This window comes from Streptomyces resistomycificus, assembly GCF_001514265.1.
Taxonomy (GTDB): Bacteria; Actinomycetota; Actinomycetes; order Streptomycetales; family Streptomycetaceae; genus Streptomyces; species Streptomyces resistomycificus.
The window spans coordinates 1-15528 of record NZ_KQ949009.1; the positions used below are offsets into that span (position 1 = coordinate 1).

The 15528-nt window shown below is 71.8% G+C and carries 10 protein-coding genes and 1 pseudogene; 7 read left to right on the top strand and 4 right to left on the bottom strand.

Features of this window, described 5'->3' with window-relative positions:
* Positions 1-1999, bottom strand: a 1999-nt coding sequence (locus AQJ84_RS44875) for an acyl-CoA dehydrogenase family protein (RefSeq protein ID WP_063804463.1), incomplete at its 3' end; no start/stop codon positions are given.
* 425 nt (positions 2000-2424) lie between these two features.
* On the opposite strand from AQJ84_RS44875, the gene AQJ84_RS39395 reads away from it, so the two are divergent.
* Positions 2425-3111 carry a ScbR family autoregulator-binding transcription factor gene (locus tag AQJ84_RS39395; RefSeq protein ID WP_051869918.1) on the top strand — a complete coding sequence of 229 codons (687 nt, stop codon included), beginning with the start codon at positions 2425-2427 and terminating at the stop codon, positions 3109-3111.
* Between the two features lie 1056 nt (positions 3112-4167).
* Here the strand turns inward: AQJ84_RS39395 and AQJ84_RS39400 are convergent.
* On the bottom strand, positions 4168-4788 hold the full coding sequence (locus AQJ84_RS39400) for a ScbR family autoregulator-binding transcription factor (RefSeq protein ID WP_030040552.1): 621 nt from the start codon (positions 4786-4788) through the stop codon (positions 4168-4170).
* A gap of 587 nt (positions 4789-5375) precedes the next feature.
* On the opposite strand from AQJ84_RS39400, the gene AQJ84_RS42790 reads away from it, so the two are divergent.
* The 3 genes from AQJ84_RS42790 to AQJ84_RS39415 all read left to right on the top strand — a co-directional run bounded on the left by AQJ84_RS42790 (position 5376) and on the right by AQJ84_RS39415 (position 8448).
* Positions 5376-6245, top strand: a complete 870-nt coding sequence (locus AQJ84_RS42790; protein ID WP_225889276.1) for a ParB/RepB/Spo0J family partition protein — start codon at positions 5376-5378, stop codon at positions 6243-6245.
* Positions 6246-7107: 862 nt separating this feature from the next.
* On the top strand, positions 7108-7647 hold the full coding sequence (locus AQJ84_RS39410; protein WP_078631895.1) for a winged helix-turn-helix domain-containing protein: 540 nt from the start codon (positions 7108-7110) through the stop codon (positions 7645-7647).
* Positions 7648-7719: 72 nt separating this feature from the next.
* The gene (locus tag AQJ84_RS39415) at positions 7720-8448 is read left to right on the top strand and encodes an LmbU family transcriptional regulator (RefSeq protein WP_225877242.1); all 729 of its coding nucleotides are present in this window, start codon (positions 7720-7722) and stop codon (positions 8446-8448) included.
* Positions 8449-8821: 373 nt separating this feature from the next.
* Here the strand turns inward: AQJ84_RS39415 and AQJ84_RS39420 are convergent.
* A pseudogene (locus AQJ84_RS39420) lies at positions 8822-9322 on the bottom strand (ATP-binding cassette domain-containing protein); the annotation flags it as partial.
* A 272-nt stretch (positions 9323-9594) separates the two neighbouring features.
* On the opposite strand from AQJ84_RS39420, the gene AQJ84_RS39425 reads away from it, so the two are divergent.
* Positions 9595-10464 (top strand): MBL fold metallo-hydrolase, encoded by an 870-nt coding sequence (locus tag AQJ84_RS39425; protein ID WP_030045468.1) that lies wholly within the window; start codon positions 9595-9597, stop codon positions 10462-10464.
* Between the two features lie 411 nt (positions 10465-10875).
* Here AQJ84_RS39425 and AQJ84_RS39430 read toward each other — a convergent pair whose 3' ends face one another.
* Positions 10876-11199: a 2Fe-2S iron-sulfur cluster-binding protein gene (locus AQJ84_RS39430; protein ID WP_030045469.1), complete on the bottom strand. Its 324-nt coding sequence runs from the start codon at positions 11197-11199 to the stop codon at positions 10876-10878.
* A 447-nt stretch (positions 11200-11646) separates the two neighbouring features.
* Here AQJ84_RS39430 and AQJ84_RS43335 point away from each other — a divergent pair, with 447 nt between their 5' ends.
* Both AQJ84_RS43335 and AQJ84_RS39435 read left to right on the top strand, forming a co-directional pair.
* Positions 11647-11814, top strand: a complete 168-nt coding sequence (locus AQJ84_RS43335; RefSeq protein ID WP_157874927.1) for a hypothetical protein — start codon at positions 11647-11649, stop codon at positions 11812-11814.
* Between the two features lie 616 nt (positions 11815-12430).
* The gene (locus AQJ84_RS39435) at positions 12431-15382 is read left to right on the top strand and encodes an AfsR/SARP family transcriptional regulator (protein ID WP_079022616.1); all 2952 of its coding nucleotides are present in this window, start codon (positions 12431-12433) and stop codon (positions 15380-15382) included.
* Positions 15383-15528: the final 146 nt, after the last annotated feature.

Here is a 15528-nt window from a genome sequence, read left to right on the forward strand (position 1 = left end):
GGGGGGTGTGTGGGGTGGTGTGGTGGTTGAGGGCGTTGGTGAGGGTGGTGAGGTGGGGGGTGAGTTGGGTGGTGAGGGTGTCGATGGTGGTGGGGAGGGTGTGGAGGTGGTGGGGGGTGAGGTGTTGGTGGGCGAGGAGGTCGCCGGTGTGGGGGGTGAGTTGTGTGAGGAGGAAGAGTTGGCAGAGTTGTTGGAGGAGGTGGCGGGTGGGGGTGGGGGTGGTGGGGTGTTGGGTGGCGGTGAGGAAGGCGTTGGCGGCTTGGAGTTGGGCGTGGGTGTTGACCATGTTGAGGGCGGGGGTGGAGGTGTTGTTCCAGCGGGCGAGGGGGTTTTGGGTGGGGCCTTGTCGGAGGGCGGTGCGGGCGCGGGTTTGCCAGAGGTTGGTGGTGTGGGTGAGGAGGTCGCGGAGGAAGTGGGGGTTGGTGAGTTGTTGGTGGGTGGGTGGGGTGGTGGGGGGTTGTTGGGGTTGGTGGTTGAAGATCATTTCTGAGGCGGCTTTGAGGTAGATGACGAGGTTGTCGCCTTCGGCGGTGATGGTGCCTTCGAGGTCGTTCATGAGGTCGCTGAGGCGGTTGTCGGTGAAGAGGCCTTGGGCGCCGCAGCGTTCGCGGCATTCGGTGACGATGGTGCGGGCTTGCCAGGTGGTCCAGCTTTTGGTGATGGCGATGTGGCGTTCGGTGTGGGTGCGGTTGGTGGGGGTGTGGTGGGTGTATTGGTTGAGGGTGGTGCGGTGGAGGAAGGTCATGGCGTAGGTGGTGGCGAGGGCGTTGAGGAGGCGTCCGGAGTGGCTGCGGTGGGCGGCGAGGGGGATGCGTTGGCCGGTTTTGGGGCCGGCGATGTGGCGTTGGTGGGCGTGGTGGACGGCGATGGCGAGGGCGGTGCGGGAGGCGCCGATGGCGGCGGCGCTCATGCAGAGTTTTCCGAGGGTGACTCTGTTGATGGAGTGCAGGAAGCGTCTTCGGCGGTTTTTGTGGGTGGTGTGGAGGGTGTTGGTGGGGTCGAGGCGGCCGTGGTCGGCCTGGAGGAGGGCGGTGCGGGGGAGGGGGAGGTGGTGGAAGGTGGTGAGGCAGTGGTCGAGGGGGCTGCCCATGCGTTCGCCGAGGGGTTGGACGTGGATGCCGGGCAGGGTGCCGTGTTGGTCGCTGAGGGGGGTGAGGAAGAGGTAGATGCCTTCGTCGCGGTTTTCGATGATGAGTCGGGCTGCTACGAGGGCGGTTTTGGGGCCGCCGGTGGGGCTGGTGTTGGGCATGAATTTGCGGGCGCCGGGGGTGGGGGTGTGGAGGGTGAAGCCGCCGGTGTGGGGGTTGAGGGTGGCGGTGGTCTGGAGGGATGTGGCGTCGTTGCCGTGGTCGAGTTCGGTGCACAGGAATGTGCCGGTGTGCTGGAGTGAGGTGTAGGGGGACAGGTCGCGGTGGTGGCTGTCGTGGTCGAGGAGGCTGCCGAGGAAGAGGTTGTAGTGGATGGCGGCGAGGGTGCCCAGTCCGCTGTCGGCCATGGCGGTCCACTCGATGAGGCTGGTCAGCCGGCGGGGGTCGTCTGCGAGGGCTTCGGCGCTGTCCAGGGTGCGGTTGACCAGGTGTAGGCGCTGGTAGGACTGGGCGGTGCGCTGGGCGGGGGTCAGGCCGGGGCGGGGGGCGAAGTCGGGGCTGGTGACGAGGGTGCGCCAGGGGGTGTGGATGCGTTCGCCCTCGTGCTGGTCGTAGAGGAGGTAGGCCAGCGCCTTGCTGGTGGCGGCCGCGTCCCCGTTCCCGTTCCCGTCCGTGTTCCCGTTCCCGTCCGCGTTCCCGTCTGGGTTTTTGGTGCCGGGGAGGGCGTGGAGGCCGGTGCCGAGGACGAGGCCGGTGCCGGCGTGGAGGCCGGTGCCGGTGTCGGTGTCGGTGTCGGTGTGGGTGTGGGTGTGGGGGGTGGTGGGCGGGGGTGTGTCCCCGGGCTGGGGGGCTGCAGGGAAAACCGCCTCGCGGGTGCGGGCCGGGCCTTTCGTGAGCGTCAGCAAGGTCATGGACCTCTCCCCGTCGAAGAGGCTCCCGGCGTGTGGGGAGCCCAGGCCCACAAGATACGTACCAACCGGTTTTGTTTTCAAGGCGATCCGGTCAGTTTGTGTGGGCAATCCGGTGGTGGCGGGGTGGGGCGTGAGGGTGTCCGGTTGTGGGCTGCGGAGCGCTTCCGTCCGGGTGTGACGGGCTGATACGGGGTTCGGGGGGCGGCCGGGGCCGGGGGGTGCGGGGGTGGTCTGGCGGCTTGAAGAAACCGATGCACTGGTTTTATTCTGGGGTTTGGTGTCACCTTCGGGTGGTGTCCGGTCGACCGTCCGTCATCGACGTGCCGTGATGTCCCGGGGTGTGTACTCGCGACGGGGAGTAACCGGCAGTAGGATACGAACCTTACGGTTTGGTTTTGCCTGCACTGGTGGTACGGAGGTGTGTGATGGCGCGGCAGGAACGAGCCATTCGGACGCGGCAGAAGATCCTTGTTGCCGCGGCCGAGGTGTTCGACGAGGTCGGGTACGAGGCCACCACGATCTCTGAGATCCTCAAGCGTTCCGAGGTGACGAAGGGGGCGTTCTACTTCCACTTCACGTCCAAGGAGGAGATCGCCCAGCTGATCCTGGCGGAGCAGGTCACGGCGATTCCGCCGATCCGGCCGCAGGATCTGGCGCTGCAGGAGGCGGTGGACGAGGCGCTGCTGCTGGCGTATCTGCTGCGGTCGGGTGATGCGCGGGTGCGTGGGAGTGTGCGGCTGACGGTCGAGCAGGGCTCGTTCCAGGACGGGCTGGACCGCAGGGTGCCGATGCAGGGGTGGATCAGCCGCTCGGCCGAGCTGTTTGAGAAGGCCAAGGCGAACGGGGAGCTGGTGCCCCATGTCGATGTGGAGCTGATCGCGAAGCTGTTCGTGGGGTGTTTCACCGGGGTGCAGATCCTGTCGAACATCATGACCCGTCACGAGGACATGCTGGAGCGGGTCTCGGAGCTGTACCGGCATCTGATGGCGACGATCGCGGTGCCGGGGGTGCTCATCCGTCTGGAGTTCACCCCCGAGCGCGCCCAGCGGGTGTACGAAGCCGCCGCCGCGCACGGCCGGTCCGGCTCGCGGGAGGTGGACGAGCTCGTCTAGAGCGCTGCCGGGCCGGTGCGGCACGTGGCGTCGTCCGGGGGAGGGTGAGCCCCGCGACGACACGGATCCCCCCCGGCGGTGCAGTGCAGCGCGGTGCGGTGCGGTGTGCAGCGCGGTGCGGTGTGTGGGGCGGGGCGGGGCTGGTTCGGGCCGGGGGCGGGGGCCGCGCGGCGTCCTGGGCGCTCTGGTGGCCTGGTGTTCTGGTGTCCTTGGTGGGTGGCTGCCCGGCCGGCGTCGGGGGCGGGGCTGTTGGTGTGGTCGGCTGTCCGGGCCCGGGGCCGCGGCGCCGGGGGCGCCGCCTGCCGGGGGTGGCTGCTTGTGGGAGGGCTGCGGGCCATGGGGGGCATTGCGGGCTGCGTGTGCACTGCTGTTTCGGTGGGTGGCATGTCGCGGGAACCACCGCAACGTTCACCTACGCCGGCAGCCGGCGCCTAGGCCGGGGTTGATGCCGACGCCGACACCGAAGCTTGCCACCGCCACCGCCACCGCCGCCGATGCTGACGTTGGTGCGGGTCCCGGGGTTGTTGCCGTCGGCACGCGCCGTGGGGTGTGAGGTGTTAGTGCGTTGATGGTGTCGTGCTCGTCCCGGGGTGGCGTGGTGCGGGTGCTCGCGTGGTTTGCGTGTGGGGATGGCGAGGTCTCGGTGTTGGCGAGTTTGTTGGGGGAGCCGGCCGCTCTCGACTGGGTCTGACCGGCAGGTGGGCGGGACTTGGGCTGGTCGGTGATAGCGGATCGGGTCGTGCTGTGGTGTCCCGGCGCTCCGGCCTTTCCGGTTCGGCTTTCCGTCTTGGGTTTCTTGCCTGTGGTGGGCGCTGTGCGTGGAAGACCGCGGGTGGGTGCCGGGCGGGCTCGGCGGGGGTGCCGTTTGCGGACGGCGGGCCGGCTGGTGTCCGGGCGCGGGTGTCGTGCCGGTGGCTGCCGGTGCCGTGGGGGAGGGGGGAGGGAGCTGGTCCGCGTACGGGATCGGTGGCCTGCTCGCGGGTGAACGTGGGGGCGGGTACGGCGTGTTCGCGTGCGGGCACGGGCGGGTGCGGCGTGTTCGCGTGCGGGTGCGGTTCAGGTCGTGGCGGGCCGCTGTTCGGGGTCGAGGCCGGCCAGGGTGGGCGCGGTGGCCCAGCGTGGCAGGACCAGCCGCCAGAAGCGGGTGAGCGAGGCGGGGGAGAGCCAGCCGAAATCCCTGCGTCCGAGTACTTCGAAGCCGATGGTCGCTGCCGTCACCGAGGTGGTCAGGTCCTCACAGGCGATGCCGTCCGCCAGGAGGTGGTCCTCGGCGGCCCGGGCCAGCAGGTGGCGCACGCACTCCTGCCACTCGCCGCGCAGCTCGAGGCCGGTGCGGTGGGGGGTTTCGCAGTTCAGCCGGTAGCCGGCCCGGGCCACGGCGTCGTGGCACAGCTGGTCGGCAAGCGCATGGGAGGTGCTGATGAGCTGCTGCAGGGCGTTCAGGTCCGGACGCTGGGCGGCCTGGGCACTGCGGCGCAGCACCACCGCCGCGCTGGCCTCGACCGTGGAGGCCAGCGCCGCCTTGTTCGCGAAGTGGAAGTGCAGGGCGCCGGTGCTGACACCCGCGCTGGAGCTGATCTGCGCCAGGCTCGCCCGGACGTACCCGTGCTGCTCGAACGCCTCGGCCGCGGACCGGATGAGCGACTGGCGGGTATGGGCGGCACGTTCCTGTTTCATGGCCAGGGCTCCTCGGGGCGACTGGGTGCACCATGCAACCCAAAATATAAAACCAGGATGCTGGTTCTGTACTATCTCACCTGATGAAGCTCTCACTGGCCAGTCACCGGCCAGCCACTGGCCGGGCGAGGCAGTGAAGGTGCCACGCGCCCTGTGGGGGAGTTGTAAACCGGCGCCCAGGTATGTTTACTGGGTCGGGCCGCGCCGCGCCGGACCGTGTGCCGTTCGGCCGTGCCGTTCGGGCTGTGCCGGGCTGTGCCGTTCGGGCTGTGCCGGGCTGTGCATGTGCCGTTCGGGCTGTGCCGGGCTGTGCTGTCCGGGCTGTGCCGGGCGGGCGGGTGTGGGGTGCGGGCGGGGGTGAGCCGCCCCCGGCAGGCGCCGGTGACGACCTTTTTCTGGGGGGCGGGGTGGAGAGTCTGCGTCCGGCGGTGAGCGCCGGCACCGTACCGGCGGCCGCCACCGGCGTGTCCGGCGCGGTCGGCCGCCGGCCCGCGGGGGAGCGGTCTGTCGGCCTGCGGCCTGCGGGGGAGCGGCCTGTGGGGGAGCGGCCTGTTGGCCGGCGGGCTGTGGTGGCGGTGGGGGCGTTGGTGGCTGGTGACTCCCCGCGGCTGAACGGGGAGAGCGCCCAGCATGTCCGGATGCTGGCGCGGCTGGGTGATGTGCTGCCGCCGGTTGTGGTCCACCGCGAGACGATGCGTGTCGTGGACGGGATGCACCGGCTGCGGGCGGCGCAGTTGCGGGGTGAGCAAACCATTGCGGTGGAGTACTTCGAGGGTGGCGAGGTTGACGTGTTCGCGCTGTCGGTGCGGTTGAACATCGCCCATGGGCTGCCGCTGTCGCGCGAGGACCGGACGGCCGCGGCCGGGCGCCTGCTCGAGACCTTTCCGTTCTGGTCCAACCGGCGTATTGCCGTCAATGCCGGGCTGTCCGCGAGTACCGTCGCCTCCCTGCGCCGCCGTTCAGCCGGTCCGGGCGGGCAGTTGGGCGCCCGGGTGGGCCGGGACGGGCGGGTGCGGCCGCTGCGCGCTGCCGAGGGGCGGCTGCGGGCGAGCCGGGTGATCGCCGACAACCCCCGTGCGTCGCTGCGGGAGATCGCCCAGCAGGCGGGTATCGCCGCCGCCACCGCCAAAGACGTACGCGACCGGATGCGCCGGGGCCAGGACCCGGTCCGCCCCCCGGCCGCGGCCCGGCCCGGCGGGCACGACATCCCGCCGGCCGGCCCGGCAGCCGTCGGGCCGGCCCTGGCCGGCATGCGCAAGGACCCCGCACTGCGCACGGACGCGGGGCGGATGCTGCTGCAACTGCTGTCCGCCCACTGCATCGGTGACGACGCCCAGTGGGAGCGCCTGCTGGCCGGCGTGCCCGAACACCGCAAGGACACCCTGGCCCAGGCCGCCCGCCACTGCGCGGACGCGTGGCTGCGTTTCGCCGGTGAGCTCGAGACACCACGCGGATGACCGCCGGCCCCCCCCACGAAAGCACCACCCACGCCACCGCGGCAGCCCACCCGCACCGGCCCGGCCCTGCCCGGCCCGGCCCGGCCCGGCCCTTGCCCTGCCCGGCCGTGCCGGCGCCACCGCGCACCCCATACGCCGCGCACCCCATACGCCGCGCACCCCGTAGGCAACGCCCCCTCAGGGCGCGCCCCCACACCCCCTGCACGCCAGGGCGCTCCCCGACGCCCGGGCGCCCTGCACGCCAGGGCGCTCCCCGACGCCCGCGCACCCTGGCGGCCGTGCACCCCGGTACCGGGCGCCTCGGGCGGGCTTGCCGCACACCGGGCGCCGCGCCCGGACGCGCTGCGCCGCCGCGGTCGGGCGACAAGGGCAGCCGCGCCTCCTCGGAGCCGGCCGAGCAGCCCTGCGGCGCCGGCGTCACCCGTCGCCCACCGCGTCGGCGCCCCGCGCCGCCGGTCCGGCCGTTGCCTCGCGCTGTCCCTTCGGTCGTCGTCCCGCGCCGCCTGTGGGCCGTTGCCCGTTGCCCGTTGCCCCGTGCCGCCTGTCCGCCAGGTCCGGCTGTCGCCGCGTGCCGGTGGGCGGTGGTGGTGCCCGGAGCTCGTGGTGCCCCCGCTTCAAGTGGTCGTGGGGGCGGGGCCCTTGCCGGGGTGGCGGCATCGCGTTGCCGGGTCCGGGGTGTGGTCGGGGCTGCCGTCACTCCGTTGTAAAAAAACCTGGCTGCTGGTATTTTTTCGGTTGCGGAGGCACGCCATATGGGGGAAGACCGTGCGGCCACCGGGCCGGCGTGATCACGTCCGGGTCTGGGGGTGTCGCGGTGTTCCTGGCCCTGCGCGTCGTGGACTGCCGAGGAGACGGGGTTCGGATGATCACGCAAGAGGCGAGGACGCGGAACGAGCTGCCGGGGGAGGTGCGGCTGTTGCGCTGGCCCGCGCAGCGGGACCTGCGTGAGGAGTGCAGGTCGCGTGGCGTGCCGCGGATCCTGGTGGTGGAGGCGGGTCTGGAGGCTCCGGTGTGTGAGGACATCTTCGAGGACTGGGTTCGTACTCCTGTCACCTCGCCCGACCTCAAGGCCCGTACCGACGCGCTGGTCAGCCGCTATCACCAAAACCGCTCGCCCCGGCTCGACGAGGAGGGCGTGCTGCGGTTCGCCTCCCGGTCGGTGACGCTCTCGCCCATGCAGGCGAGTCTGCTGTCGCTGCTGGTGTCGCAGTTCACCCAGGTCGTGGCGCGTGAGGCGCTCAGGTCCCGGCTGGGGCGCGGTCAGGGGTCGATGAGCCGTAATGCGCTCGACCTGCACATGATGCGCATCCGCCACCGGATCAACTCGCTGGGGCTCACCATCCGCACGGTGTGGGGCCGCGGCTATGTCCTGGACGTCCAGACAGCCGAAACAGCGTCCTGATCTGTGCCCGGGCGGGCGGCACGCCGCCGCCCGGCGCGTGGACGTCAACTGATCGAAACGGGGGTCTCGCAGGTGATTTTGAAGACTGGCGCCGAGGGCGGTATGACGGCCCTGCCGCAGCCCGCGCCCCGCCTGGCGCGGAACATCCCGCCCCAGCAGCGCGGCACGCACAGGCCACGTCCCGAGCAGGTACTGACCACGCGGGTGGGACTGCAGATCCCCGGCGTGCTCTCCTACGACGAGTGGGAGCGGGCCGGACGCCAGCTGGCGGGGGTGGTGGACTCCTCCTCCTGGTGGCTGGGCGACTGGCTGACCTACGGCAAGGACCACTACGCCGACCGCTACCAGCAGGGCATCCGCGGTGCCGGGCTGCAGTACCAGACACTGCGCAACTACGCCTGGGTGGCCCGCCGGTTCGAGATGAAACGGCGCCACGCACGGCTGACCTTCCAGCACCACGCCGAGGTGGCCTCGCTGCCCGCCGAGGAGCAGGACCGGTGGCTGACCCGGGCCGAGGAACGGTCGTGGACGACCAAGCAGCTGCGCAGCGCGCTGCGGGAGGCCAGGGGCGCCGAGCCCGTGAAGCCGCCCGGCGCCGCCGCCCTGCGCCAGCTGGCCGTCCCGCGTGAGCGCTACGAGCACTGGCACAAGGCCGCCGAGCACAGCGGCGTGGCCATCGACGAGTGGGTGCTCACCACCCTCGACTCGGCCGCCGAACGGGTCATCACCACCCTGGTGGTGCCGCCCGAGGCCCTCCCGCAGGCCGTATCCGCCGACGAGCCGGCGCCCGGCGCACCGTAGGACAGGAGCAGCGGGGCGCCGCGGGGTGCCGCAGGCGCGGCGGGTGCGGCGGGATCGCTTGAGGGACGCAGGCGGCCGGGGGCGGAGTGCGCCGGGAAAAGGGCCGCCGGCCGCAGGGAAGCCGCTTGTGGCCCGGCCGGTTTTCCCCGGCCGGGACACGTGCGGCAGGCCGCCCGCCTTTTTGCCGGTGCGCGCCCCCAGCCCCTCAGCCCCAGCCCCTCAGCCCCAGTCCCAGCCCCGGGCCCAGCCCTGGACCCAGGCCCAGACCCAGGCCCGGGCCCAGCCCTGGACCCAGCCCCAGACCCAGGCCCGGGCGCCGGACGGCCGGACGGCCGGGGGGGGGGGGGGCTGGGGGTGGTGTGGCTGGGGGCTGTCAGGTCTGGTGCGTTGTCCCGGCGGTCAGGGGCAGTTGCAGGCGGGAGCCGTCGAAGCGGTCGCGCAGGAGCCGGTCGTGTGTCACCACGACCAGGGTGGCGGTGTAGTGGGCCAGGGCGGCCTCGATCTCTTCCACCAGGGCGGGGGCCAAGTGGTTGGTCGGCTCGTCGAGCAGCAGCAGATCGAGGGGGCCGGCCGTCACGAGGCGGGCCAGTTCGAGCTTGCGGCGCTGCCCGGCGGACAGGTCCCGTACGGGAACAGCGAGGTCGGCGGCGTGGAACAGGCCGAGCGCAAGAAGCGCGTCGGCGTGCTCGTCGCGCCGGCCCGCCCTGCCGGCGGCGAATGCCGCGAGCAGTGTCCGGGCATCGAAGGCCTCGCCGGGCGCGCTGTGCTGACGCAGGAAGCCGACCCGGCGCCCTCGTCCCCGGCGCACGATACCGGCGTCCGGCGTCAACTCCCCTGCCAGCAGCTGGAGAAGGGTGCTTTTGCCGGCGCCGTTGGTACGGAGCCGGCAGGGCGGCGCGGACCCCGTCCGGTACGGAGCCGGCGGGGCGGCGCGGACCCCGTCCGGCAAAACCTGGAGGAGACCATCCAGCGGATCGCTGCCGCGGCCGCGGCCGGCACCGGTGCGGCCTGCCCCCGCAGCGCGACAGGGCACAACGGCCCCGGTACAGCCCTCTGTTCACTGAGAGACCACCTCGCCCCGCACCGAGATCATCACGGCAGGGGACCAGGCGCCACCCGCGTGGCAGGCATGGCAGGATCGCGGCCATGTCCCTCAGCGTGCCCCGCCTCTGGATCGGCTCGAGCGAGATCATCGCCCTCGCCGACGGTGAGGGCCCGTTCTTCTCCCCGCGCGCCGAGGCCTTCCCCGAGGCCACGGCCGCTCAGTGGGCCGAGGCCGACCGCTACGACCCGGGCGCGGTCGACGCCGAGGGCCGCTGGCGGCTCCAGTTCCGCGCCTACGCGATCCGTAGCGACAAGGGCCTCACCGTCGTGGACGCCGGGATCGGTCCGGCGGACAGCCCGGCCCGCTCGTGGGCGCCCGTGCCCGGTGCGCTGCCCCGGTCGCTCGCCGCCGCGGGCATCGACCCGGCCGAAGTCGACACCGTGGTGCTCACCCATCTGCACACCGACCACGTCGGGTGGGCGGTCGTGACCGAGGCGGCTGTCCCCTCGGCGGGCGGCGCGGTGGACGCCCACGCGTCACCCGGAGGCGCGAGCGGAGGCCGCCGCCCCTTTTTCCCGAACGCCGAATACCTGCTCCAGCAAGCCGAGTTCGACGCCCTCGACGCGCTCAACCCGCAGCTTCGCGAGACCCTCACCGACCCGCTCACGGCCGCCGGCCGGCTCCGGCTCCTGGACGGGGACACGCCGCTGCGCGCCGGGCGCGCTGTCGCCACACCCGGTCACACGCCCGGACACCAGAGTGTGCTGGTTACCGACGGGCGCGAGCGGGCGCTTGTCACCGGCGATCTCCTGGTGCACGCGCTCCAGCTGCTTCACCCCGAACTCGCCTACGCGCACGAGGCCGACCCCGAGGCGGCCAGGCACTCGAGAAAGCGCCTGCTCGGCCGCGAAATGGCCACCACGCTGCACCTGGCGACGCCGCATCTGACGGAGCCGTTCCTCTCGGCGTGACCGCGGCCCCGCGCCGCGGGTCAGGCCGCGCGCGGGCAGGCCGACGCTCCGCTCTTCTCAGCGCTCGCGCCGCAGGGGGAGCGAAGACCGTGAGGCGGCAGCCGCCCGCGGACATCCGGCCCGCGGGCAGGCCCAGCACACCGGCCTTCGGATCGCAAAAGATCCTGACGTCCCTCGACCTCGCCGGCGACGTCGCACCCAAACCCCCGCTCCTCGCCGGACGCCTGAAGGAGGCCGGGCCGCACGCGAAACCAGCGTCGAGGTCCAGCCCCACGGCCGGAGGAAGCCGAACGCCGAGCGGCTCCGCGCGCTCGGCGCGCTCGGCGCGCTCGGCGCGCTCGGCGCGCTCGGCGCGCTCGGCGCGCTCGGCGCGAGAGAGTGCCTGCTGGCGCCCGCCCGGCAGAGCTGACATCAGATCTGCTGTTCGGGAAGACGGACCTGCAGGCCGTCGAGGTCCTCGGTGACCTCGATCCGGCAGCTCAGGCGGCTGCTGGGAGTCCGGGGGCCCGCCGTGAACCCCAGCATCCGCTCCTCATCAGCCCCCACCGCCTCCAGCCTGTCGAGCAGATCCGGGCCGACGTAGACGTGACAGGTGGCGCACTGCACGTATCCGCCGCACTGGCCGACGATGCCGTCGACGCCGTGGGAGAGCGCGCCGCGCATGACGGTGGTGCCCACCGGGAGATCGAGCGTCTGCTCGCTGCGGTCGGCGGCCACGTAGGTGACATGGGGCATGAGCTCTCCTTCAAAGGTGCGGTGTGTGTGCAGGCCGTTGTCGGCTTCCCTCGAAAAACGCGGTGCTGTGGCACCCCCGTCCCCGCCCCCGTCCCCGTCCCCGTCGGCGAGGGCGGAGGTGAGAGGCGCTGAGGGCCGAGCGCGGCGCCGGTCGCAGGCGACGTCATCGCGGCCTTCACCTCCCTGACACGGCAGTACCCCTGCCGGGCCACCGAGTCTCCGCGCCCGCCCCCGGGCCCCGGTAGCAGGAAACCCTCCGCCTTCCGGGGGTGGATATCCCTCCCGGCGCCCCTCGTTATCGCCCGCCCCGGCCCTCGTTATCGCCGCGCCCGCCAGGCGAAGCAGATCCGATAACGGCCCGAAAACGCCGTTCTTTAAGTTTTCTGTCAGACGCAAGGAAGCGCAGCTCAGAGGCCCTGAGCTCCACACAGACAGGAAACGAAGACCATGAAGAAGAACCTGAGTGCCGCGGTGAAGTCCCTCTCCCTCGCGCTGGTCTCCTCGGCCGCGATCCTGACCGCGGTCGTCCCCGCGGTGACGCAGGATTCCGGCACCTCGGTATCGGCGTCCGACGGTACGGTCATCGTGACGCCGGACGACCGCGGCGGCTGGTAGAAAGCGGCGGGCAACAAGCCGCCGCCGCAATACCGCACACCGCACCTCAAGCACCCACCGCCCCAAGCACATCCACAGCCCCAGACACACCCGCTGCCCCAAGCGCACACGTGCCGCGTCCAAGGCACAAGCAACCTCCCGCACACGTGCCGCGTCCAAGGCACAAGCAACCTCCCGCACACGTGCCGCGTCCAAGGCGCAAGCCACCTCCCGCACACGTGCCACCTCCCGCACACGTGCCACCTCCCGCACACGTGCCGTGTCCAGGACACCCGCCGTGTCCAGCGCACCCGCCGTGTCCGGCGCGCAATCCGCGTTCAGCGCACCCGCTGCCTCGAAAGCGCACTCGCGCTTGACTTAACCCGGCACTTCCCCGTACAAGACGCCAGGCCCCGCAACGGATCGCGAAATGCCGCTTTGCGGCCCGGCTCAGTCATCCCGGGTGTATGAGAACGCAAATCCCTTTTAAACCCCCGCGGCCTGCCGCCACCCCAACAGCATTCATTTCTCCGGCTGTTAAGGCTCATATCGCCACTCGACCGGAGGGGAACATGCGCTCGGTGACCTACATTGGTTGTCGTCCGGAAATGAGGACTTCAACAAAGGGGGAGCCGGAGTGGGCGAACAACTCAGCTTCAAGGTCTTGGGGCCCCTCGCGGTGAGTGCGGGGGAGGAAACCGTCCCGCTGGGCGCCGGCCGCCAACGGACCATTCTGGCCCTGCTGTCGCTCACCCCCGGCCGCGTCGTCCCGGTGGACACGATGGTGGACGCGGTCTGGAACAGTAACCCGCCGCCCACCGCCCGCACCCAGGTGGCGATCTGCGTCGCGGCCCTGCGCAAACTCTTCAAAACCGCGGGCGTCACCCAGGACGTCATCGTCACCGCGCATCCGGGATACGTCCTGAACACCGAGGGCCACCAATTCGACGCGGCCGACTTCTCCGACTTCGTCCAGCAGGCCGAGCAGGCCGCCGAAGAAGACCGGCCGGCGCAGGCCGCACAGCTGTACGCGCAAGCACTGCAGTTGTGGCGCGGGCCCGCTTTCGCCGGAGTGAGCGGGCAGCTGATCGAGGACGAGGCGGCCCGCCTGGAGGAACACCGGCTCAACGCCTACGACGACTTGACCCTCGTCCACCTCGAACTGGGCCGCCACCAGGAACTCATCCCGGAACTGGCGGCCATGGTGCGCGAACACCCGCTGCGCGAACGCACCCGCCACCATCTGATGCTCGCGCAGTACCGCTCGGGCCGCCGCGCCGACGCGATGGAGACCTACCGCGACGCACGCCATCAGTTCATCGAGGAACTCGGCATCGATCCGGGACCCGACCTGAACGAACTGCACGACGCGATCCTGCGCGACGATCCCTCCCTGGCACCCGCGCCCTCCGCCACCGAACGCCGCCCCGCCCCCGCCGCGCCTGCCGTCCCCTGCGAACTGCCGCCGGACGTACCGGCGTTCACCGGCCGCAGCGAGGAACTCGCCGCCCTGCAGGGCCTGGTGGCCGACGAAGGCACCTGCGGCATCGGCCTGATCACCGGCGCCGCCGGCATCGGCAAGAGCGGCCTGGCCATGCGCTGGGCCTTCAGCGCCGCTGAACACTTCCCCGACGGCCAGCTCTTCGCCGACCTGTGCGGCTACGACGAACACCGCGAACCCGTCACCGCCCACGAGATCCTCTCCCGCTTCCTGCGCTCGCTCGGCGTGCCCGGTGAACAGATCCCCGACGAGCCGGAAGAACGCATCGCCCTCTACCGCAGCCTGCTGGCCGAGCGCCGAGTCCTGGTCGTCCTCGACAACGCACGCACCTACGCGCAGCTGCGCCCGCTGCTGCCCGGCGGCAAACGCTGCTGCGTCCTGGCCACCAGCCGCGACCAGATGGAAGACCTCCTCACCTGGCCCTCCCCGGCCCGCATCCACCTGGGCCCGCTGTCGGAAACCGAAGCCGTCGAACTGCTCACCGCGATCGTCGGCGAGCGCCGGATCGCCCCCGCCCGCCCGGACGCCGCCCGCCTGGTCGAGCTGTGCGACCGGCTGCCGCTGGCCCTGCGGATCGCCGCCGCCCGCCTGGCCTCCAAACCACACTGGACGGTGCGCTACCTGGTCAACCGGCTCAGCGACGAACACCGCCGGCTGGACGAACTCAGCCAGGGCGAATCCCAGGTCCGCGCCAGCCTCGCCCTCAGCTACCGCTACCTGCCCGCCGAGGCGGCCCGGCTGCTGCGCCGGCTCGGCCTGCTGGACGTACCCGACTTCACCGCCTGGAGCGGCGCCGCCGTCCTCAACAAGGAAGTCCTGGACGCCGAACGCCTCATCGAAGACCTCGTCGACGCCCAGTTCCTCGAAGTCGTCAACGTCGACGCCACCGGCCAGCTGCGCTACCGCTTCCACACCCTGGTCCGCCTGTACGCCGAAGAACGCGCCCGCCAGGAGGACTCCGAGCCCGACCGGCTCGCCGCCACCACCCGCTACCTGCGCACCCTGCTGACCATCGCCGAGGAAGCCGACCGGCGCGAGGGCGCCGGCAAGGACACCTGGGTGCACAGCGGCGTCCAGCGCCGCCGCATCGAGGCCGCCCTCACCGACGAACTGCTCGCCGTGCCCCTGGAATGGTTCGAGGCCGAACGCCTCGCCCTGGTGGCCTCCGTCCAGCAGGCGGCCCGCATCGGCCAGTCCGAACTCGCCTGGGACCTCACCGTCAGCGCCCTGGTCTTCTTCGGCACCCGCAGCTACACCGACGACTGGCGCACCTGCTGCCAGGCCGCCGCCGAGGCGGCCCACACCGTCGGCGACCTGTGCGGCCAGGGCGCCATGCACTTCGGCCTGGGCACCCTGGAACTGAGCTACAGCAGGCTGGAGAACGCCGCCTCCTACCTCGACAAGGCCCTGCACTTCTACACCGAGGCGGGCGAGGACCACGGCCGGGCCATGGCCCTGCGCTCACTGGGCCAAAGCGACCGCATGCGCGGCGACCCGGACACCGCCATGCCCCGCTTCACCGAGGCACTCACCCTCTTCCGCGCGGCCGGCGACCTCTTCGGCGAAGTCCACACCCTGCACAACATGGCCGAAGCCGAACTGGACCGCGGCCACCTCGAAGCGGCCATGCGATGCGCCCGGGAGGCCGTGCACCTCGAGGAGAAACGAGCCCCCGACACCCGCAACCTCGCCCAGGCGCTGTACCGCCTGGGCCGCGTCCACCTCGCCCTCGACGAGCTGGCGGCCGCCGAGGAGTCGTTCCTGCGCGCGGTACGGATCGTCAAGGAGAAGACCGACATGGTCGGTCTCGCCCACACCCTCCTGGGCCTGGGCGAGACCCGCTACAGCCGGGGGGACGCACCCCTGGCCGAGACCACGCTGACCGACGCGCTGGAAATCGCCGAGGAGTGCCGCAGCCCGCTCGTGGCCGGACGCATCGGCCTGGTCCTGGCCGAGGTCAGCCACCACCTCGGCAAGACCGAGACCGCCCGCACCACCCTGCGCACCGCGCAGCAGCGGTTCGCCACCGCAGGAGCACCCGTGTGGGAGCGGCGCGCCGAGGAGGCCCTGGGCGCGCTGGTGGGCTGAGACCCACCCCACCCACCCAAACCGGCACGACACGACGCCCGTGACCTGAACCCACCAGGTCACGGGCGCTGCTGCAGGACAACAACCCACCCCACAACGCCCCCCACTACAACCCCCCACCACGACGGCCCCGCCACACCGGCCCG

Coding starts and splice junctions, on each gene's coding strand:
- AQJ84_RS39395 (WP_051869918.1), top strand. CDS start 2,425: ATGGCGCGGCAGGAACGAGCCATTCGGACGCGGCAGAAGATCCTTGTT.
- AQJ84_RS39400 (WP_030040552.1), bottom strand. CDS start 4,788: ATGAAACAGGAACGTGCCGCCCATACCCGCCAGTCGCTCATCCGGTCC.
- AQJ84_RS39410 (WP_078631895.1), top strand. CDS start 7,108: ATGATCACGCAAGAGGCGAGGACGCGGAACGAGCTGCCGGGGGAGGTG.
- AQJ84_RS39425 (WP_030045468.1), top strand. CDS start 9,595: ATGTCCCTCAGCGTGCCCCGCCTCTGGATCGGCTCGAGCGAGATCATC.
- AQJ84_RS39430 (WP_030045469.1), bottom strand. CDS start 11,199: ATGCCCCATGTCACCTACGTGGCCGCCGACCGCAGCGAGCAGACGCTC.
- AQJ84_RS43335 (WP_157874927.1), top strand. CDS start 11,647: ATGAAGAAGAACCTGAGTGCCGCGGTGAAGTCCCTCTCCCTCGCGCTG.